This is a genomic window from Trichocoleus sp. DQ-A1 (assembly GCF_039961955.1).
Classification (GTDB): Bacteria; Cyanobacteriota; Cyanobacteriia; order Cyanobacteriales; family FACHB-T130; genus FACHB-T130.
Genome location: NZ_JAMPKE010000003.1, coordinates 194,416 through 215,565, shown reverse-complemented (window position 1 = coordinate 215,565; position 21,150 = coordinate 194,416). Strand labels below are relative to the sequence as shown.

The window sequence follows — 21,150 nt, the reverse complement described above, 5'->3', positions numbered from 1 at the left end:
ACTCATCCTACCTGATGAGGTATATCTAATGGTACGGAATCTATCAGGGTGTATTTTTGTCTCTACCGATGTGTTTGTCAGCTAGATTGGGTACCATGAATCTGTCTCTATTTCCCTATACGCAATCTCTCTTACCTAACTAAAGTTTCTATGGCTGCTCCCCTCAGCAAACCTAAAGATATGTTCACCCGATTTAAAGGATTATTATCGAAACGTACCAAAGGAATTGGTATAGAAATTGCCCCTGAACGAATTAATATTGCTCAGCTACGCAAGCAGGGACAAGGATTCAAATTAACAATGCTGTCCTCGAAAGAAGTTCCGGAAGGGGTTTTTCAAGAAGGCAAGATTATCGATGCCCCAGCTTTAGCAGAACTGATTAAGGAAGCGATCGCTGAAAGTAAGATAAAAGTCCAGAACGTCGCCACTGCCGTATCGGGTCGCGAAGCCGTAGTGCGCGTTATCCCAGTGCCTGCGGAACTTGATGACAAAGAGTTGCGGGAAATGGTGTTGGATCACGAAGCCGGTCTCTACTTGCCTTTTCCACGGGAGGAAGCAGATGTAGACTACCAGAAGCTGGGATTTTTCACCGATGAGGATGGAATCGAGAAGGTGCAGGTGCTGCTAGTTGCCACCCGCAAGGATGTGACAGATACCTATATCGAAACCTTCCGCGAAGCTGGATTAAAAATCGATGTGTTAGAGATTAGCAGTTTTTCTTTGATTCGGACGATTCGAGAGCAGTTGCGGCAATTTGGTCCTCAAGAAGCTGCCGTTTTGGTAGATATTGAGTTCGACAGCACCGAGATTGCCATCATCGTAGATGGGGTGCCACAATTCTCGCGCACCGTGCCGATTGGGACATATCAACTACAGAGTGCCCTCAATCGGGCGATGAATTTACCGACATCGAGAAACACTGAAATCCTGCAAGGGATGACAATTCCCAATACCCCCGTCGATAATGTCCGCACAGGTGCAACAGGGATCAATCCCGGTATGGCGGCTTTGGTTAGAGTATTGGGAGAGCTTGCCGACGAACTGCGTCGTTCTATCGATTTTTATCTAAATCAGAGCGAAAATTTAGAAGTGGCGCAGCTGCTACTCGCTGGGCCAGGAGGAGGAATTGGACAACTGGATGAATTCTTCACGCAACGGTTGAGCTTGCCAACGACACAAGTAGACCCAGTTGCGGCCCTTTCCTTGGAGGTGATAGAGGAAATTTCACCAGTGCAAAGACCGGGATTGGGAGTGGTATTGGGATTAGGACTACGAGAGGTTTAAAGCGATGTATAGCCTAGATATTAATTTTCTTAAGGATCGCCCGGACATCATCCGCCGCGATGTCCCCGGTGCCAAAGCTCCCTCTGGGAATAAAAACATGACGCCGCTGTTGGCGGGATTGGCAGTCGGTCTGCTGTTGCCAGCAGGAGTTGGGGCGTTGTGGTTGTTGCTGCAAAACCAAACCGAACAATTGACCGCCAAAAAAGCTCAATTGGAACAGCGGCTCAATGAAGGCAAAGCCAAAGAGCAGCAAATTCAAGCAATCAACAACGAAACTCAGGCAGTGAAAGGAGAAACGCAGGCACTCGCCAGCGTGTTCAATCAATTGGCTCCGTGGTCAGCGATTTTGCAGGATATCCGCGATCGCGTCCCCCCAGGTCTGCAAATCACCAGCATTGAGCAAACCGCTCCAGATCCAGCCACCGCCGCAGCAGCCCCTAGCCCCACTGCTGCCGCTGCCCCTCCGAGTTCTAACGTGTCAATCAAAGGGTACGCTCGCTCCTTTGATGAAGTGAACGACTTTTTGCTAACGCTACAGCGATCTAAGTTATTCGATAGCGAAGATACCCAAATTGTGGCGGCTGAGTTGAAAGACAATCAAACTCAGGTGCAACAGCCCCAGGATCAAGGAAATTCCAACGCTAGAGTAGAAATTAAATTGCCAAAAGTGGTGGAATACACCATTAAAACGAGCCTGAGCGATGCCCCGGCTTCCCAGTTACTTAGAGAGTGGGAGCGCAAAGGTGCAGTGGGATTAGCGACTCGGCTTAGAAACCTTCAGAACACAGGAGCGCTGCAAAAATGACGGTAAGTCAAGACTTTATACCATCCGATGAAGGCCAAGATGAAGCTGCCTATCCCAGTGCCTTTGGTATTACTTTCACGCCAACAGTTAGCGGTGCCTTGCTGGCAGTGTTGGGTTTAGCAGGAGCAGCTTATTTGGTCGCTAACCTGTTGTTGCCTGCGTGGACTTCTTATCAACAACTGCAAACTGATGTAGAAAACACCGAGCAGCAAATTCAACAACAGGCACAACTCCAGCAAAAAATTGATGCGGCGAAAGTAAACCTAAACAAGGCAAAACAGCAAAGAGCTGCTGTCCTTTCCATGTTTGGTAGCTCCAGAACCCTGGATACCTTAATGCTAGATATCAATCGTTTTGTTAAGGCAAGACAGGGTAAATTGACCAAGTATGAGCCAAGAAGAAACGATGCCGCTGGTGCCAGCAGTAGTGACATTATTACTGATGGGTCTTTGGGGCCGGAAGTCAATGGTAAGCTCAAACGTAAGGTATACAATGTAAGCTTTGAAGGCGACTACGGACAAACCCAATCCATTCTGAGAAGTCTAGAGCGACTCCAGCAACTGCTAGTAGTAAAAGACTTGAAATCAGATTTAAAGGACGCGGCAACCAGCCAGAAAATTACGGTAAACCGGCAGGGTCAAATTGTCCCCACTGGCAAACCAAAAGAGCGAACCTTGATTAATACCTCTTTTAGGTTAGAGGTGCTGCTGCCATTATCGGAGCAGGAAGCGAAAGAGGCGGCAGCAGCGGCAGCAGCAGCGGCAGCAGCAGCTCAACCACCCCAGTAGGAGACAGCGAGTAGGTGTCGAGAATTCGACCTGAAAGCTGTTCAGGTGCAAAAATTGCTTTTGTGTGAGGAGGAAACGGTGAAACAGCTATCAATATTGGGTGGAATCTTGCTCGGTTCAGCACTGGTTCTACCCGGAACACAACGGGTCTTAGCAGCTGCCACGCAAGTAACCGCTGTGCAACTCAATCCCACGGATAACGGTGTTGAAGTAATGCTAAAAACATCTGAGGGCGATCGCTCCGGCAAGGACACTGTCCTACGCCCTCAGATGTTCACACTCAGCCGTGGCAATGAGTTAATGGCAGACGTGTTGAATGCCCGACTGAGCTTACCTGAGGGAGACAGCTTCCGTCAGGAAAATCCGGCTCCTGGCATTCAGTCAATCGTTGTGAGCCAGCGAGAGGACAATAGCGTCCGAGTAACAGTCAGCACTGCTAACAGCAAACCGACCGGGCAGATTAGCCAGAACAAGGAAGGGGGAATCACCTTAAACGTTAACTCTGTTGCACCGCCGACTGAAGCAACACCGCCGACACTCTCCTCCCAAGCACCTGTTAATTCTTCTCCTACTGCACCTGCACCAACGGCACAGACGCCACCGACTCCAACCCGGCTCGCTCAAACGCCAGTTCCGGGCGGTGTATTCCCCCAGACGCCACCCGGTCAAATCCCTCAGGTTCCAGCACCCAGTGGCATAACTCCTGCGCCCGGTCTACCAGAGGTTCAGCCTCAACCAGTCATCAACCCGCCAAACCCAGATGTTCTGGTGCCAAACCCGCGCATTACCATTGACGGAGTTCCGGCTCCAGCGGCGGGGACAGTGCAACCCGTCAGTCCGGCACCGCCTTTCTTGCCGAGAGCGATCGCGCCCCCAGTCGGCGATATTACTACCTCCAACACCAATGCTGCCCCCGCTGTTATCGATCTCGGTACGGCTGAGCGCGTACCCCGCTTAGTGTTGCGGGATGCCCCCGTCCGAGAAGTTTTAGGGCTACTTGCCCGTTCGGCTGGTCTCAACCTTGCCTTTACGGGAGGCGCGGCAGCAGGTGGGACTCCGGGGCAACCAGCAGCCGCTCCAGGCCCAGGTGGTGCTACCGAGGGGGGACCTACGATTTCCCTGGATATCGAAAATGAGCCAGTTCAAGATGTCTTCAACTACGTCCTTCAGCTGAGCGGCTTAGAAGCCAACCGAGTTGGACGAACAATTTTTGTGGGTGCCAGACTGCCCGACGATGCTCGAAATATCATCACGCGCAGCCTGCGACTCAATCAAGTCCCTGTCACGGCAGCGGCAAACTTCTTGACGACCCAAGGGGCAGAGACGCAAATCCCTACAGAGCAAATTCAAATTCAGACCATTGGAGAGGGAGCCGCCGCTCGAACCGTAGAAATCAGAACGCCAAGCATTTTAGCACTGAGAGCTACTGAGGGAAATGCCCCTTTACTACTCAAAGGGTTAGCAGTATCAGCCGACGAGCGACTCAATGCCATCACCCTGGTTGGTTCTCCTCGCAAAGTTGAAATTGCGACAAACCTCTTGACCCAGTTAGATGCCCGTCGTCGCCAGGTGGCAGTGAATGTCAAGGTCGTTGATGTCAACCTATTGAACACCAAGGACTTTAACACTAGCTTCTCCTTCGGGATCGGGGATAGCTTCTTCAGTGTTGACCAGGGAGCAGCAGCCTTTAATTACGGCGGTGTCAGACCCCCGACAAACCAGCAGGTGAATACGAGTCAGGTTAGCCCCCCTGTCATCCCGAATCCCTTTAGCGGAGCCAATGTTTTCCTTGACCCAAACAATCCCATCAGCGTACCGGGAACTGTACCAGGTACCATCATAGTGGGTCCGAATGGTGTTACAAGGGCACAGAATTCAGGAGCTGGGCTTTTTCCTAGACCTGTTGTGAATTTAAATAATCCGCTACAGGGTGGTTTCGTAACCATTACTCCAGCTACAGACAATATCATTACTCAAACCGTTGACCCCGCTACTGGAAGGGTAACATCCACTGCAACAGCGGGAACCGTTGGGACGGTTACGGCAGCTCTCCCTTCCCTATTGCAGTTCCCCAGCCGGTTCTTATCCTCATTGCGGGCGCAGATTCAAAGTGGCAACGCCAAGATTTTGACTGACCCGACTCTGGTTGTCCAGGAAGGACAGTCGGCTACCGTCAACTTGACTCAAGAGGTTGTGGGTAATATTCGGCGGGAAACGGAAACAACTGAAAATACGACGAATACAACCGTCACCGCAGAAATTAAACAGGCAGGTTTAATCCTCAATATCAGAGTCGAGCGGATTGACGATAATGGTTTCGTCACTTTAGCGGTAAATCCCACCGTAACTGCAATTGGGGGTCAGCAAAATATAGTCGTTGGTGATGATGTCAACCAAATCGCTTTGCTGACGGTGCGTAACCTGAACTCTGGACAACTTCGCCTGCGAGATGGTCAGACGCTGATTCTGTCGGGGATTATTCAAGATTCAGAGCGAACGACCGTATCCAAAGTGCCGATTTTGGGCGATATTCCGCTTCTAGGTGCCTTGTTTAGAAGTACCAACAAGGTGAATCAACGGCAAGAGGTAATCGTGTTGCTGACCCCTCAGATTATCGATGACTCGTCGCGTTCCGCGTTTGGCTACAGCTACACCCCAGGACAAAATGCGCGTCAGATATTGGAGCGTAAGTAAGGGGCGTAAGTAAAAAGTAGCTATTGAGCCTTCAGGAGACAAAACACAACTTCCCCCTGTTCGACTTCCGACAGGGGGCTTATTTGTGCCCTAGACGGAGTTTTTGCCTAGGAAACTAGGCTGTGCAACTCTTAAAAAGTGCCCGTTGCCGAAAAATTAATCAAAAAACTCTTCAAATCTACATAACTTAAAGCTTTCGACGATCCATATCCAGCACGCAGACTTTAGAATAATGCAGTGAAACTTCGAGACAGCGAGAGTTTCAGCTTTTTTGAGGCTAAATTGCCCTCAAAGGCTCGTGTCTAAAGCCCCGATTGGGACTTTAGAGCTAGTCATAATCACGCCCGTACAAACCATTTGGAGTGACTAAACATGAATAAAGGTGAATTGGTTGATGCAGTGGCAGACAAGGCTTCTGTCACTAAGAAGCAAGCAGATGCTGTTTTGACGGCTGCCTTGGAAGCTATCATGGAAGCTGTTTCTTCTGGCGATAAAGTGACTTTGGTGGGCTTCGGCTCTTTTGAATCGCGGGAACGCAAAGCCCGCGAGGGTCGCAACCCTAAAACTGGGGACAAAATGGAAATCCCCGCAACGAAGGTTCCTGCATTTTCTGCGGGTAAGTTGTTTAAAGAAAAAGTTGCGCCCGAAGATTAACCACTCATCCAAAGCGGCAATCATCCTTGACTCGGCCTGTTCACGGGGGTAACTTAGCCTGGGCAGCTGCACTGGCAGGCTGTTCCCCCGACCTCATTGTTGATTTTTCTGCCAGTATTAACCCGTTGGGGCCTCCCCAGTCGGCACTCGCGGCGATTGGGGCACATCTAGAGCGCTTACGTGCCTATCCTGACCCAGATTATGCCGAGTTGCGGGTGTCTCTGGGTCAGCTGCACCAACTCCCGCCAGACTGGATTCTGCCTGGGAACGGCTCGGCAGAGTTACTAACCTGGGCAAGTTGGGATTTATCAGAACTGACAAGAACGTGTCTGGTGACACCAGCATTCGGCGATTACTGGCGGGCACTCCGGACGTTTAGCGCCAACGTACATGAGTGCCCGCTTTCCGATTTTCGATCTTCGATTTTGGATTTACGATTCCCAATCCAAAATCCAAAATCCAAAATCCAAAATCCCCTTGGTCTACTGGTGAATAATCCGCACAATCCCACGGGTCAGATGTTTTTGCGGGAGACTCTAATACCTTATCTGGAGAAATTTGCGCTGGTGGTGATGGATGAAGCCTTTATGGATTTTCTGCCGCCTTCCCAGCAGCAAAGCCTCATTCCAGTGGTGCAAGACTACCCAAATTTGGTGATTCTGCGATCGCTCACCAAGTTCTACAGTCTGCCAGGGCTGCGCTTAGGTTATGCGATCGCTCACCCAGACCGCCTGCGGCGCTGGCAACAGTGGCGAGATCCTTGGCCCGTCAACATCTTAGCCGCAGCCGCTGGTGTCGCTGTGGTAAAGGATACAGAATTTCAACAGCAAACCTGGGATTGGTTGGAACCGGCAAAGTCCCACCTGTTTCAAGGTTTGGCGCAAATACCGGGATTGCAACCGTTACCGGGTGCTGCTAACTTTTTGCTGGTTGAGTCAGAACAACCCAGTTCGCAAGTACAGGAAAAACTTCTCAAGCAGAGTAAAATTCTGATCCGTGACTGCTTGAGCTTTCCAGAATTAGGCGATCGCTACTTCCGAGTCGCGGTGCGTTCTGAAGTTGATAACCAGCGCCTAATCGACGGTCTAGCGGCAATTTTGTAATGGCTAATCGTTAATGGCTAATTGTTCATTTTTTCCGATTAGCCATTAGCAATAAACCATTAGCAATCAGCAATTAACAACTGACAAAGAACAAATCATGGCAGTTGAGTACGACTTAGTCGTAATAGGCGGCACGGAGGCAGGGCGTCATGCCGCAATTGCGGCTGCCAACCTGCAAGCCCGCGTCGCCTTAGTCGAACCCCAGCCGCCTCCTGAGGGACGCTGGCAATCGTCCTTACAGTTAGGGTCTCTCTATACCAAAGCTTTGACTCAGGTTAGGCGAGTGATTCACCCGCAAAGTGACTTCAATCGATTCGGTATTCCCTGGGATCTGGCTGATTCTACAGAACAGCAACCCGTTCCAGGGGTGCGATTGACTGAGGCAATCCAGTGGGCGGATGGCGTCGTCTCCACCTTAGAAGAACAACATTCCCCAGCGATTTTGGCTTCTTTGGGTGTTGATGTCATTGTTGGGGAAGGTGAATTTTGCCGTAAACCTTACCTCGCTTTTGTCGTCAATGGACGGAGATTGCGATCGCGTGCCTACCTGATTGCCACGGGTTCTCGTCCGGGGATTGCAGCAATTGACGGACTCGAAGCTACTGGCTATCAGACGCCGATAGATATTTGGCAGCAATCCCCCGAACAGATAGCTGTAGACGCATCTCCTCGCCCCTGCTGGGTGGTTATTGGCGGTGGCGCATCTGGCACCGAACTGGCGCAGACTTTATCTCGGTTGGGCGCTGATGTCACGCTGGTAGTACGCAGTTCCCACATTCTGCCGAAAGAAGACCCAGAGGCGGCGAGAGTGGTGCAAGCACAGCTAGAAATTGAGGGTGTCCGCGTCCTGACTCAAACAGAGGTGACGCAAGTTAAACAAATTGACGGCAAAAAGTGGGTTCTAGCTGGCAACAAAGCGATTGAAGCCGATGAAATTTTGCTATGTACTCGACCGCAACCGAATGTCACAGCTTTAAACTTGGAAGGCGTTGGCGTCAAGATGAACCGGCGTGGGATGGAGTTGAACGAGAAGCTGCAAACAACAAACCCCCGGATCTACGCTTGTGGTGACGTTGCTGGGGGTTATCAAGCTGCCCATATTGCCAAGTACGAAGCCAGCATCGCCCTAAAAAATGCTTTGTTTGCACCCATTTTCAAAGTAGACTATCGTGGCATTCCTACAGGCGTTTTTTCTGAACCAATGCTGGCGCGGGTTGGCTTAACCGAGGCGCAAGCGAGACGCCAGTACGGTAAAGATGTCTTAGTGTTGCGGCAATATTTCAAGGCAGTAGCAGCAGCCCAGATATTAGGGGAAATCACGGGATTGTGTAAAATTCTGGTGCGTCGCAATGGAGAAATTCTGGGCGCAACGCTGGTGGGGATGGAAGCGGCTGAGTTAATGGGGGCGATCGCTCTCGCTATGCGACAGAAAATAAAAGTGGATGCTCTCAGCCAACTGCCTGCCATTTCTCCCACCCTATCAGAAATTATTCACCAAACTGCTAACGAGTGGCACCAACAACGATTTCAGAAAAATACCCGTTTGCAAGACTTCTTAGAAGGCTTTTTTAACTTCAGGCGGTCATGGTCTTCGTAACCATATAAAGTTTATTTTGGCAAGCTATGGAGCTAATTTTGCCTTTTTTGCTCGGTTTTCCAAATACCATTGAGCGATCGCCGGTGTCCATTGTTCAAAATGAACCCAGAGCAATTCGCAAAACTTTTGCGCTTCAAGTTGGGCATCTTTTTTCCATCTCAAGTCTAAAAGATGCATGAGCGATCGCACATTACAACTCAGCACAAAATGCTGTCTGGCATCAAAAGGAATAATTCCTCTAGCGTGTTCTTCTGAAAGTCCTTCATCTATGCGTTTTTTATAATGTTTGCAGGCTTCTTCGCACCATTGCAAATCAGCCTGACGTTGTTCCTCCGAATACAAATAGCGTTTTCCTTGCCGGTTCGTATAGTTACCAACCGGACGTAAATAGAAAGCTTCTTCTATATCTAATTTGCCCTCTACTACATCAACAATTCTCTGTCCGGTATAACGGAAGGATTGTACATCAAAGCTCACGCCCACGCGATGAGTGCGGAGTTGCTGCATCATTGAATGCGGGAAATAACCTACATTAACAGTAATTTGAGGATGTTCTAGAGGGCCGTAATGTCCGCGATCGCCTGATAATAAATGTTTAATAATCAGTTCGCCGCTTCGCTCCTCATCAGGCCAGCGATCGCAACTATTCCAAACCAACTCTTCAGAGTAATCTTGATGCATTGCTGCCCAGATAACTTGTTGGGGATTCGGCGTGGCAGCAACTACCTCAACACGAAAGTATTTCACCTGAGTATTTCCTTATATCCGTGCTATAACAATTTTTTCCGGCTGATCTTGATATTTACCCTGACGAGATTCATAGCTCACCTCACAAGGTTTACCCTCAAAAAATAGCAGTTGCACAATGCCTTCATTGGGATAAATACGGCAATCTGCATTTGATGAATTAGAAACCTCTAGGGTTAAATGTCCTCTCCAACCAGCCTCAGCAGGCGTTAGATTGCAGATGATCCCGCATCGTGCGTATGTACTTTTTCCAATGCACAATACAGTAATATTTTCAGGCACTTCTAGTCTTTCTAATGCCACACCTAATCCATAGGTATGAGCTGGCAGAATGAAATAGCTACCATTCGCATCGGTATGCAGTTTTGTCGGCTCTAAATTTTCAGGATTAAAGTTTTTGGGATCGACGACTGTGCCGGGAATATGCCTAAAAATGTGGAATTCCACAGGCGAGAGCCTGATATCGTAACCAAAGCTGCTCAGACCAAATGAGATAACAGGTAAATCGTCCACACGACGAACTAATTTAGGCTCAAAGGGCGAAATCATACCCTTTTGAGCCATTTCAGTAATCCAGATATCGTTCTTAATCACAGGTTCACAAGTAATCCCAACCGGAATACTAGGATAGCGTGAAGTGAGTGCATTCCCTACGGTCGGTGACTGCGACGTATTTCAGTAATTTGGTCGGCAACATCCAGAAGCGCTTGGGGCATTTCTGGGCCAGTCAAAATGATATCTACATGAGCAGGGCGTTTTTCGAGCAGCGCCAATACCTCGGATTCGGGAATTAAGCCAAAGTTAATCGCTAAGCTCAATTCATCCAGAACAACGAGGGAATATTTGCCTTCGGATATTACTTTTTGGGTATGCTGCCAAAGCTGGAGTAAAGAGTGAGTTTCCGCCTCGTCGAGGTGCGGGGTATCGATGCAACGGGGTAAGTCGCAACGAACCCAATCTAGATTTTGCCCTAAGCGCATGGGATGCTCGTGTCCCTGATTGATTCCGCCTTTGAGGAACTGAATCACTAAAACTGAGGTTCCTTGACCGGCAATTCGCAGCGCTTGCGCCATCACTCCGGTAAAAAAGCTGCGGTGAGCGCCGGTAAAAACTTGCACCAGTCCTTCAATAGTGGGGAGCAGGCGACGATCTGAATGAAGCGCTGGGGTTTCTAGCTGGGCAACCATAAGGCGAAGTTTAATCGTGAGGAATCTTGAAGAGCGAATCGCTTGCCCCAGAAGAGTTGGGTTGGCAAACGATATGTAGTGTATTTTTTTATTTTGCCTCATAATCAAACACTAGATATATCCATCCGTCAAGCCCGTTAAGTGCTGACTATCCTGTATTAGTTCTTGTATTAGTTCTTGGCTTCGTCAGTCTCGCTGAGCGACCGATCAATGGCAAAATAGCCAGCATAGGCTTGGTTGAAAGCTGGATCAAAGTTCAGCTTCCGGCGATGCTTGATTCAATCACAGCAGGAGCAAGGTGCCGTGAGACTAATCATTCTAGGAGGGCCTGGGGCAGGTAAGGGAACGCAGACTGCATTGCTATGTAGTCACCTGGGGATTCCTGGAATTTGCACGGGCGACATTTTGCGGCAAGCGATCGCATCCCAATCTCCCCTCGGTATCCAAGCACAATCCTATGTAGAAAAGGGTGAGTTAGTGCCCGATGCCCTGATGATCGAATTCATGCGCCAGCGTCTCCAACAGTCGGATATCAAGGGTGGATGGCTGTTAGATGGCTATCCGCGCACTGCTTTTCAAGCAGAAGAATTAGATTTTTTGTTGGAAGATTTGGGGCAACATCTAGATTGGGCAATTTGGCTAGAGGTGCCAGAATCAGTGTTGATGAGCCGTTCCCTAGAGCGATCGCGTCCAGACGATCAACCAGAAATCGTACAACGCCGCCTCGAATTATTCCAAGAACGCACGATTCCTATCCTGGAATACTACGAACATCGCCAACGGTTGTTGACTGTCAACGGAAACCAAACCCCAGAGCAAGTGCAGCACGATATTTTGTGCAAAAACTTGGCGGCGAGTGCTGAGTAATCCAGGGATTCTTCCTCTGCGTTACTTTGCGTTTACCTTAGCGTTCCTCTGCCTTGAAAATACAAGGATTATTTGGATGCAGCAGAGCGGTTTTGTTCCAGAAAATGACCTAGTAAATAAAGTGAACCGCACAAAACTAATAAACTTTCTGGAGAAATCGCAGCTTCTAATCCAGCCGTGAGATCCGGGTAGGTGCGACAATCGGCTAATTCTGGGCAGATATTTTGAGCCAAGGTAGCTAAATATTCTGGATCGGCGGAACTATGATCCGGGACGGGGACTAAATACAAGCGATCGCCCTTTCTGAGTAATGCGCTAAAAATATCCGCATGATCTTTTGTAGAAAGCATCCCCATCACCCAATGGATCGGTGATGTTTCCAGGGTATCGACATATTGACGCAATGCGATCGCGGCGGCTGGATTATGGGCACCATCGATCAATAACCGATGATTTTGCCAACTTGTCCACTGAAGACGCCCAACCCATTGAGTTTTTGCCATACCAGAAGCGATCGCGTCTTCGGAAATTTCCCAACCTTGCTGTTGAAGAATTTGGAAAGATGCGATCGCTAACGCCGAATTATTCAGCTGAATATCTCCCAATAACGGCAAAGGATACTTTATCCCCTGATACTCCACCCTTCTTTCTTCTCTTTGCGTCCTTGGCGTCTTCGCGGTTCTTAACTCCACCGCCGGTTCAGCCCAAACAACCGGACAACCCAGTTCAATAATCCGCTGCTGTACCACCGCTCTTGCCTCCCCTGGCAACTGCCCTACCACAGCAGGACATCCCGGCTTGAGGATACCGGCTTTTTCTCTAGCAATATCCGCTAAAGTAGGGCCAAGGTTCTGCCAGTGTTCTCGACTGAGAGAAGTAATAATTGTGACGAGAGGATTAGGGCATACATTCGTCGCATCCAGACGCCCTCCTAAACCCACTTCCACCACCGCTACATCTACCTGAGCTTGAGCAAAATACAACCAAGCGGCGGCGGTGATGACTTCAAACTGCGTCGGTGACTCCTCTTCCGGTTGGATAGCCGCTTGGACTTGTAGCAGCAATTTTTCTAGCGTTTCTAGCGATATCGGCTGTTCGTTTAGACAGATGCGCTCATTCCAATCGACTAAATGAGGGGAAGTATACCGCCCCACGCGATAACCTGCCTCAGTCAGCACTGCGGAAAGATAAGCACAAACTGAGCCTTTGCCATTCGTTCCAGCAACATGAATCACTGGCACTTTGTGGTGCGGGTTGCCCAAATTTGCCAATAATTTTTGAATGCGCTCTAAACCCAGATGAACACCAAAGCGCTGAAACGGTTGAAGAATTGAGTTGATATCCACAAGCAACCAGATCCTAACTTGACTATTCAGACTGTTATGTAAGATATTTACAAGTTTTCCAATATTTCTTTTAAAGTGGTAAGCCACTGATGACAAGGCTCATCAATTGGAGCAATCTCTCGGCGTCTTTGTGCCAATGATTCGGTATATGCTGTCATCCAGGCGCGAGCTAATTCTTGCTCTGTCACTAGACCATCTTCCATTGCTCGATTAAATTGTTTTTTAATCCACTCTCTAAAGGTCAGTATTTCTATAGATATACCAAATAAATCTTCTATTTCTTGACATCGATATAACATCTCTTGTCGCCGTTCAGGTTCTACACTGGTTACAAAACCAGCTAAGGCAACAGTTGAGTGTGCTGCAAGCTTATCTGCAAGTTCTTCAAGTTCATCTCGCAAGTAAGCTTTTCCATACTTTGCATCCCACGATTCAATAATTTGTCTAGCTTGTAGTATTTCAATATCACCGATATTCCCGTGTTTCTTATTGGCTGAACGCATCTGTGATAGAGGTTTCAATGCTCCATCTGGAAAAACCTGACATTCTTGCATTGCTTGCATAAGACTATGCATACTGATCTCCATAATTCGTGCTGCATAATCAGACTCCTTGATATGCCTCAAGATGATGTTAGTAATATATTCCCTATCCACCTCTTCAGCTTGCTCAAAAACATTGTTGAGATTTTCTATTGTTTGGGAAGATAAGTTTATGAAAGAATTTGCCTGATTTAGCAGCTGCGAGAGTAAGTAATGCAGAGCTGCTTCGGGATTTATTTCGTTAGTCTCAATTCCTTCAACAATACTGAGCCATTCTTGACGAGCGCCTCTGAGATTAGCTTTATAAACGGGTGAGTAAGGATAATTTTCTGCTAAACTGCGCGTCATCATAAATCCATCTGCGTTCAGCCTAAGCAGCTCGTATTTACGTAGCACTGGGATTATATACTGCCTATCCAAGGATCGCATTGATATTCCATCACGCCATGAAAAATCTCTTGTACCTGCACTACCTTTATGCAGCCTTATGCTTTGCATTGGCTCCACCGCTTTTACACATAACTGTAGAACTGTCAAACCTACCAGCGCTCTTCCAACTTCACTGGTTACTGATTCTACAAGTTTATGTAGAATCCCTATATGAGTTTGACTGAGTTGTGATAAGTTAAGAGCAGCTAAATTGTCTCTACAGAGAATAATTTGCTTCTCTAGATAACCCTGAGAGAGTTCTAGCGCTATTTTTTGATATTTCAGCTTGGCTGTCTGGCTCATACCTCCTTCTAAGAAAACTTGTGTTGTACCATCAGGTAGCACTAGCTCACTCTTGTCAATGAATACCCGCAGATGTAGTTCACTCATTGCCTTATTTCAAGTTCTTGCGGAGTTGTACACTTCTGGGCGTCAGTGTTGGAAACGCATAGGGAATTAAATATTCTCCTTTAGGGATTTGAGGATTGGTGTTGTAGTTCCTAACTTCATACCCCATGCTGCGTAAAGATTCTAGGTAAGAAAACACATCATCTTTATTAACTCCCCATTGGCAAGCTAGTCCTTGAGCTGGTAATTGAGTTGCCACTCCTATTCCTCTAACAATGCATTGAACAACACGCCAAAACGGCTCAATATTTAAACTACTATTAAAAGTAATAACTCCAGTAATTCGGGCGGCGTATTGGTAATACCCAGAAAGTTGAACTAAATCAGCCATGCCTGTTAGTTCAATAAGTTTCTCTTCAAACGCTTTCCATAAAGCTGTAAATATACCTTTATCTAAATTTTTAGCGCATAGTTTAACCTTCCCCGTATTTAAAATCCAATCTTGGTTATCCCAAGCTGGATATATTTCAATTACATATTGATTGTCATCTTTATTTTTTTGATTGTTTGATGCTGTAATTATCCAGGAAGAAGGATCTAGATGATATTGCAGATTAATTCTTATGCTGTTAGGGGCTTCTTCTTCATCCCAAGAAAAATCTGTTGATAAAAAGCGCACAGCTTGCTCATCCTTTATATAGTTTTTTGGGGATGTGGAGGTAATTTGTCCAGCAATATGTAAGTTAGCGAGCGCCACTTTAGCCTTTTGAGCGTATATGTCGGTTAGCTGACGCTTGCGCTGTCTGAATCCCAGTTGTTTAGTTTGTAGTAAGTAGTGCATGGGAAAAGGTAAATTAATACCCATGACTTGATCTAAGATACTGAGAGCTAAAATCCGTCCAAGCTGTGGCGGGACAGAATTTCCAATCTGTTCAATACAAACTTGACGATTACCAACAATTTCATAATCGTCAGGAATCGTTTGTAGCCGCTTCAGCTCTTCAAGTGTGAATCTACGGTTTTTCCAGCTAAAGGGGCCAGTGTATTGTCCTCCTTGCGCTTTAATAGTCCGTACCGGCATCTGAGGATCAGCTTTATAGAGAAAATCTGAGAACTTTGATCGCCAGCTAAACACTGGGTTTGGATGCCCCATTTCCTCTGTATAAAAGCTGTAATTTAGACCAGGTGGTATATTTGTAAGAAGGTGTCCGTATCGCCCTCCAATACCTAAGTCTACATCCGTTTTATTAGCGCCTTCAACTGCCTCTCCTGCTGAGTAGAAAGGTTCTTGATTGGGAGAATCTGGGCCATGAGTTGGATAGGGAAATAAATAATTACCTTCACGAATTCCAACAATAAACAAACGCTCTCGATGTTGCGGAACACCATAATCAGCTGCATCAAGAACGCGAAAATGAATTATATAGCCTGCTTCCTTAAAAGCATTTTGGATTTCTTTCCAAGCTTCTCCTTTTTGCGCTCCAGTGATTCCATAGACGTTTTCATACAGGAATCCTTTTGGCTGAAGCATCTTTAATAAACGGACATATTCTTGAAAAAGAGTGCCGCGAGAATCGCTCGTTCCGGCGACGCCAGATGCTCGACGACCTGCTGCTGAGAAGGTTTGACACGGTGGTCCGCCGATGATGAAATCTACTTTTAGATCGGGGCTAGGAATAAATTCTTTAATATCAGTGCAAATTGGTTTGGAATTTTCTAGCCATTTCCCTGACCTCGAGTTCTTTTCTAATGTCTGTACATATTTGGCTTCAAGCTCAACCATCTCAACAATATCAAACCCGGCGTCATGAAAGGCAATATCTAGGCCACCACCACCAGAGAACAAGCTCAAGGTTCTGATGGGAGAAACTCCTCGTTGAGTGAACCATTTATGAAGAGATTTGCCAAATTGATCGGGCCAAGCTGGGCAACGGCTGACGCCGAGCGATCGCAAGATTTCCTTAAACCAAACAACCTTGTCTGGCTCAATACCAGGTAGATTCAAAGGGAGAGACAGCTGTTGCATGTGCTGGCAAATGTGTATCTATCGAACTGCATACCTATTTTCATCACGGATTGAGTTGAAACGTCAATCTACCAGTGGCGAGGCGATCGCTTCTATTTCCTGCGTGACTTGCCAGCTGCATAAGTCTCATCAGTCAGGACAATGGCAGGTATTCGTTGTATAGCATCTTTGACGACTTCCTCTCTTCTTGCCGTTTCTGTCGTAACAGTCTCCATCGTCCCGACATTCTAATTTTTCCTCACAAATGGTATCGCGGGGAAAAACTCCAACATCTTTGACAGAAACTTCCGCTGTAAAAGTGCCTTGTTCAATTATTCTTTCTCCTTCTTTAATTTCATACTCAAACTTATTTTCGCCTTCTAAAACTGCAAAAGTACGAGTTTGATGGCTATTTCCCAAACTCAAATCAACGCCTTGAGAATATTGCCCTTCACTGTAACCTCTGCTCGTGTAGGGATAAGGATTACTCTTCATGCCCTGAGTCACGTTTCGGATTGTCACTTTCCTTTTAGGTGCGGGTGGAGTTGATTTGGAAACAAACTGAGCTTTTCTAGTGCCCGGATTCATCACAGTTCCCGGACATTGTCCGACATATTCAACTCGCTTAAATTGAATTTCATTGACATCGAAATTATTGCCGTTACTTACCAGGAACTCCGCCCCGTTTGCATTTGCCCGATTCACAAAAACCACAACCAGCACGAAAGCCGCAATGATTAGAATGGCGGTTCTTTTGATTAAAATTTGTAACGCAGAAAAGCTTTTGGGTTTCATAATTTTTCTTGGCACCACTAAAATCGAGTTGTTTATCCTTCTGAGGAGGTAGACGAAGTTTAATACTTCCGATAGAGGGTTCTTGACTAATTTTAGTGTCGTTGATGAACCATTGATTGTTTCCCGATTTGTACAGCTACTTTTCGCTTCTCCCGGCAACTAAATCAGGTAAAGCAATAGGCATCAGCAGCCAGTAGAGTCTAGTTGGACGATTTCCTAGCGATCGCTCAAAAGATTTTCTTAAAATCTCTTAAAAATTGACACTTTAAAAGGAAAAATGTAAAAATAGATACAGAAATAAATTAGCTAGTTCACCACTGACTGAGTATTCATAGCCGTCAGTGGCTCTGGGGAATAAAAGTAGAGCGCGATCGCGAAGCAGCGTGCCTTGCTTAGTCACAAATACTCAGGAAACTCAATCGGAGGCGAAACTTATGAAACTCTCTTATCGCGGCGTCAGCTACGAAAAAACTTCACCCACGCTGGAAGTAACCGAAAGCGAGATTGTGGGTAAGTATCGGGGACAGACTTACAACGTTGCATATCCCAGACATATTGCAGTTCCCGATGCGATTGTTAACTTGAACTATCGGGGAGTCCCCTACTTTATCGGCAAAACCGGCACGACTAGGGATGCTCTAGAGAGGCAAATCTCATGCGAAGGGATCGCACCTCTAGGCGATCGGAAATTGCCAACCGATACAACTCGTCGAAAAGTGTTGGATAACGCGGCTAAAAGTCACTTAGCGAATATCCACCGCAGCCTGGAACATCGGATACAGGTTGCTAAAGCCAAAGGTGATGAAAATCTAATTCGTCTTCTAGAAGCAGAGTCGAAGCAACTGACATTGTGCCTCTAGGAGTTTCCAGAATATCTGGCTGTGCTTGCGGTTGAGTCAGCAATTACTGCTGACTCAACCGTAAAGAGTGAAGGAGCGCACTCCTCCCCCTTTAGGTGTAAAATCTTATCTAAGCACGAAATCTTCAAAGCTGAAGACGACGGATTCCTGGTTTATAAAGCTACGTGGGCGATAGAGAGCGATCGCCCTTTTTTTATGGGAATGTATCCTGCCAGATCAACCGTTACGGGTAAGGGTAGTTGCAGCGAATCCTACAAATTTTATTCCATTTTTTCACAATAATTAATAAAGGTGATCTGCGACTTAAGTAGTAGCGCCATACCTTGTGTTGACTTCTAACTATCGAGGGCAAAAGCGTGTGAATCGCATCCTTCCGATTGAGAACACAAAAGCGATGCGATAAAAGCGCTACCGCCCCCAAATTTTGCTGAGATTAGGAGACTTGAAAATGCTTGAATCTTATCGTCAACACGTCGCTGAGAGGGCGGCACTCGGAATTCCACCACTGCCGTTGGATGCCCAGCAGACTTCTCAATTGTGCGACTTGTTGAAAAATCCTCCAGCGGGTGAAGAAGAGACGTTGTTGGAATTGCTGCGCGATCGCATTCCTCCAGGCGTCGATCTAGCTGCTTACGTGAAAGCTGGCTTTCTCACCGCTGTCGCCAAAGGCGAAACCATTAGCCCTCTAGTGACTCCCATCTATGCAGTAGAACTGCTGGGAACAATGGTAGGCGGCTACAACGTGCAATCGTTGATAGATTTACTCAAATCTGACGATGAATTGGCATCAGCCGCCGCAACAGCTTTAAGCAAAATCATGCTGGTGTATGATGCCTTCCACGATGTCTTGGAATTGTCCGAGACGAATTCCTATGCCAAGCAAGTCATTGACGCTTGGGCGGCGGCGGAGTGGTTTACCAGTCGTCCCACCTTGCCAGAAGCGATTACCGTCACCGTCTTCAAGGTGCCCGGAGAGACGAACACCGACGATTTATCTCCCGCAACCCATGCCACAACCCGCCCGGATATTCCCTTGCACGCCTTGGCAATGCTGGAATCTCGGCAACCGGGAAGTTTGGAAACGATTGTCGAGTTGAAGAAAAAAGGGCATCCCGTAGCGTATGTAGGGGATGTCGTCGGAACGGGTTCTTCCCGGAAATCTGCGATTAACTCCGTTTTGTGGCACATCGGGCACGATATACCCTTCGTACCTAATAAACGGGCAGGGGGATATATATTAGGGAATGCGATCGCGCCGATTTTCTTCAACACCGCCGAAGATGCCGGTGCATTACCCATCCAGTGCGATGTCACCCAGATGGAAACCGGCATGGTAATCACCATTCATCCCTACAAAGGTGAAATTACCAACGAATCTGGCGAAGTGATATCCACCTTCAGCCTCAAACCCGATACCATCACCGACGAAGTACGCGCAGGCGGACGAATTCCCCTCCTGATTGGACGCACCCTCACCGATAAAACCAGAATTGCCCTCGGATTAGTAGAACCCAGCCCAATCTTCATCCGTCCTCGACCGCCCATCGATACCGGCAAGGGATTTACTCTAGCGCAGAAGATGGTCGGGAAAGCTTGCGGACTCAATGGTGTGCGTCCCGGCACTTCCTGCGAACCGCTGATGACAACGGTTGGTTCTCAGGATACCACTGGCCCTATGACCCGCGACGAGTTGAAAGAACTCGCCTGTCTCGGCTTCAGTGCAGATTTGGTGATGCAGAGTTTCTGCCACACCGCCGCTTATCCGAAGCCCGTTGACATCAAAACCCACCACGAACTGCCCGATTTCTTTGCCTCTCGCAGTGGCGTCGCCTTACGTCCTGGCGATGGCATTATCCATTCTTGGCTAAACCGGATGTTGCTACCCGATACCGTAGGAACGGGCGGCGACTCCCACACCCGCTTCCCCTTGGGAATTTCCTTCCCCGCCGGTTCCGGCTTAGTTGCTTTTGCAGCAGCTTTGGGCGTGATGCCTTTGGATATGCCAGAATCCGTTTTAGTGCGGTTCAAAGGCGAGTTGCAACCCGGTGTGACGCTTCGGGATATTGTGAACGCGATTCCCTACGTAGCAATTCAAAAAGGTTTGCTAACAGCAGAGAAGCAGAATAAGAAAAACATCTTCTCCGGGCGAATCATGGAAATTGAAGGCTTGCCAAATTTAAAAGTTGAGCAAGCTTTTGAACTTACCGACGCCAGTGCCGAACGTTCTTGTGCAGGCTGCACAATTAAGTTAAGTATCGAGACAGTTTCTGAATATCTGCGTTCCAACGTAGCGCTGATGAAAAATATGGTAGCGCGGGGTTATCAAGATGCCCGTACCATCATGCGCCGCGTTGCAAAAATGGAAGAATGGTTGGCAAATCCCGTATTAATGGAAGCCGATTCAGATGCAGAATATGCGGAAATTATCGAGATTGACTTGAACGAAATCAAGGAACCAATCGTCGCCGCACCCAATGACCCAGATAATGTTAAGTTGCTGTCCGAGGTTCAGAATGACCCCGTACAAGAAGTATTCGTCGGTTCTTGTATGACGAATATTGGTCATTATCGCGCCACTGCGAAAGTGTTGGAAGGCGAAGCAGCAGTTAAAACTCGCCTCTGGATTTGTCCCCCAACCCGAATGGATGAACACCAACTCAAGGAAGAAGGTGTTTATAGCGTATTTGATGCCGCAGGTGCGCGTACAGAAATGCCGGGATGTAGTCTCTGCATGGGAAATCAGGCGCGTGTGGATGACGGTACAACCGTATTTTCAACTTCCACTCGCAACTTCAATAATCGCATGGGCAAAGATGCGCGAGTTTATCTCGGTTCGGCTGAATTAGCTGCTGTTTGTGCGATGTTAGGACGCATTCCCACAGTGCAAGAATACATGGACATTGTGGCGAAGAAAATTCATCCTTTTGCAGGTGATTTGTATCGCTATCTCAACTTCGACCAAATCGCTAATTTTGAGGATGAAGGTCGCGTAGTTTCCTTGGAAGATATGCCCAAGATTGAGGATATTTTGGGTATTCCCTCTGGTGCGTTGCGCTAGTCGATAATTAAAGTAGGGTGGGCATTCCCCACCTTACTTTC

17 protein-coding genes are annotated in these 21,150 nt (G+C 47.5%); 10 read left to right on the top strand and 7 right to left on the bottom strand.

Going from position 1 to position 21,150, the window contains the following annotated elements:
- Positions 1 to 180 precede the first annotated feature (180 nt).
- From NDI33_RS05300 to NDI33_RS05270, 7 genes are all read left to right on the top strand, one after another.
- On the top strand, positions 181 to 1,284 hold the full coding sequence (locus tag NDI33_RS05300; protein ID WP_190413781.1) for a type IV pilus biogenesis protein PilM: 1,104 nt from the start codon (positions 181 to 183) through the stop codon (positions 1,282 to 1,284).
- Positions 1,285 to 1,288: 4 nt separating this feature from the next.
- On the top strand, positions 1,289 to 2,089 hold the full coding sequence (locus NDI33_RS05295) for a PilN domain-containing protein (protein ID WP_190413631.1): 801 nt from the start codon (positions 1,289 to 1,291) through the stop codon (positions 2,087 to 2,089).
- Positions 2,086 to 2,877 (top strand): hypothetical protein, encoded by a 792-nt coding sequence (locus NDI33_RS05290; RefSeq protein ID WP_190677013.1) that lies wholly within the window; start codon positions 2,086 to 2,088, stop codon positions 2,875 to 2,877. The genes NDI33_RS05295 and NDI33_RS05290 overlap by 4 nt, the downstream gene beginning before the upstream one ends.
- Before the next feature lie 45 nt (positions 2,878 to 2,922).
- A complete protein-coding gene (locus NDI33_RS05285; protein ID WP_348245622.1) occupies positions 2,923 to 5,571 on the top strand; it encodes an AMIN domain-containing protein in 2,649 nt (882 codons plus the stop codon).
- Between the two features lie 372 nt (positions 5,572 to 5,943).
- Positions 5,944 to 6,225, top strand: coding sequence for an HU family DNA-binding protein (locus tag NDI33_RS05280; RefSeq protein WP_190413637.1), 282 nt, complete (start codon positions 5,944 to 5,946; stop codon positions 6,223 to 6,225).
- A 26-nt stretch (positions 6,226 to 6,251) separates the two neighbouring features.
- Positions 6,252 to 7,328, top strand: coding sequence for a threonine-phosphate decarboxylase CobD (gene cobD / locus NDI33_RS05275; protein WP_190677011.1), 1,077 nt, complete (start codon positions 6,252 to 6,254; stop codon positions 7,326 to 7,328).
- 97 nt (positions 7,329 to 7,425) lie between these two features.
- Positions 7,426 to 8,925, top strand: coding sequence for an NAD(P)/FAD-dependent oxidoreductase (locus tag NDI33_RS05270; RefSeq protein WP_190677010.1), 1,500 nt, complete (start codon positions 7,426 to 7,428; stop codon positions 8,923 to 8,925).
- A gap of 24 nt (positions 8,926 to 8,949) precedes the next feature.
- Here the strand turns inward: NDI33_RS05270 and thyX are convergent, their stop codons facing one another.
- From thyX to NDI33_RS05255, 3 genes are read right to left on the bottom strand one after another with little or no spacing between them, the layout of a single operon-like run.
- Entirely contained in the window at positions 8,950 to 9,672 is a 723-nt protein-coding gene (gene thyX / locus NDI33_RS05265) for an FAD-dependent thymidylate synthase (RefSeq protein WP_190439963.1), read from the bottom strand.
- A gap of 12 nt (positions 9,673 to 9,684) precedes the next feature.
- Positions 9,685 to 10,266 (bottom strand): dCTP deaminase, encoded by a 582-nt coding sequence (gene dcd / locus NDI33_RS05260; RefSeq protein WP_190537077.1) that lies wholly within the window; start codon positions 10,264 to 10,266, stop codon positions 9,685 to 9,687.
- 56 nt (positions 10,267 to 10,322) lie between these two features.
- Positions 10,323 to 10,859 (bottom strand): P-loop NTPase family protein, encoded by a 537-nt coding sequence (locus NDI33_RS05255; protein ID WP_190413785.1) that lies wholly within the window; start codon positions 10,857 to 10,859, stop codon positions 10,323 to 10,325.
- 303 nt (positions 10,860 to 11,162) lie between these two features.
- Between NDI33_RS05255 and NDI33_RS05250 the strand changes: the two genes are divergently transcribed.
- On the top strand, positions 11,163 to 11,726 hold the full coding sequence (locus tag NDI33_RS05250) for an adenylate kinase (RefSeq protein WP_190677009.1): 564 nt from the start codon (positions 11,163 to 11,165) through the stop codon (positions 11,724 to 11,726).
- A gap of 68 nt (positions 11,727 to 11,794) precedes the next feature.
- Here the strand turns inward: NDI33_RS05250 and NDI33_RS05245 are convergent, their stop codons facing one another.
- From NDI33_RS05245 to NDI33_RS05230, 4 genes are all read right to left on the bottom strand, one after another.
- Complete coding sequence (locus NDI33_RS05245; RefSeq protein ID WP_190677008.1) at positions 11,795 to 13,072, bottom strand: Mur ligase family protein; 1,278 nt, start codon at positions 13,070 to 13,072, stop codon at positions 11,795 to 11,797.
- 47 nt (positions 13,073 to 13,119) lie between these two features.
- Positions 13,120 to 14,433 (bottom strand): hypothetical protein, encoded by a 1,314-nt coding sequence (locus tag NDI33_RS05240; RefSeq protein WP_190677007.1) that lies wholly within the window; start codon positions 14,431 to 14,433, stop codon positions 13,120 to 13,122.
- 4 nt (positions 14,434 to 14,437) lie between these two features.
- Complete coding sequence (locus NDI33_RS05235; RefSeq protein ID WP_242028949.1) at positions 14,438 to 16,345, bottom strand: DNA cytosine methyltransferase; 1,908 nt, start codon at positions 16,343 to 16,345, stop codon at positions 14,438 to 14,440.
- Positions 16,346 to 16,546: 201 nt separating this feature from the next.
- Positions 16,547 to 17,191 (bottom strand): hypothetical protein, encoded by a 645-nt coding sequence (locus NDI33_RS05230; protein WP_190677006.1) that lies wholly within the window; start codon positions 17,189 to 17,191, stop codon positions 16,547 to 16,549.
- A 434-nt stretch (positions 17,192 to 17,625) separates the two neighbouring features.
- Between NDI33_RS05230 and NDI33_RS05225 the strand changes: the two genes are divergently transcribed.
- Together NDI33_RS05225 and acnB are read left to right on the top strand one after the other, a co-directional pair.
- Positions 17,626 to 18,051 (top strand): DUF4278 domain-containing protein, encoded by a 426-nt coding sequence (locus NDI33_RS05225; RefSeq protein ID WP_190439948.1) that lies wholly within the window; start codon positions 17,626 to 17,628, stop codon positions 18,049 to 18,051.
- 448 nt (positions 18,052 to 18,499) lie between these two features.
- Positions 18,500 to 21,109, top strand: a complete 2,610-nt coding sequence (gene acnB / locus NDI33_RS05220; RefSeq protein WP_190677005.1) for a bifunctional aconitate hydratase 2/2-methylisocitrate dehydratase — start codon at positions 18,500 to 18,502, stop codon at positions 21,107 to 21,109.
- The last annotated feature ends 41 nt before the right edge of the window (positions 21,110 to 21,150 follow it).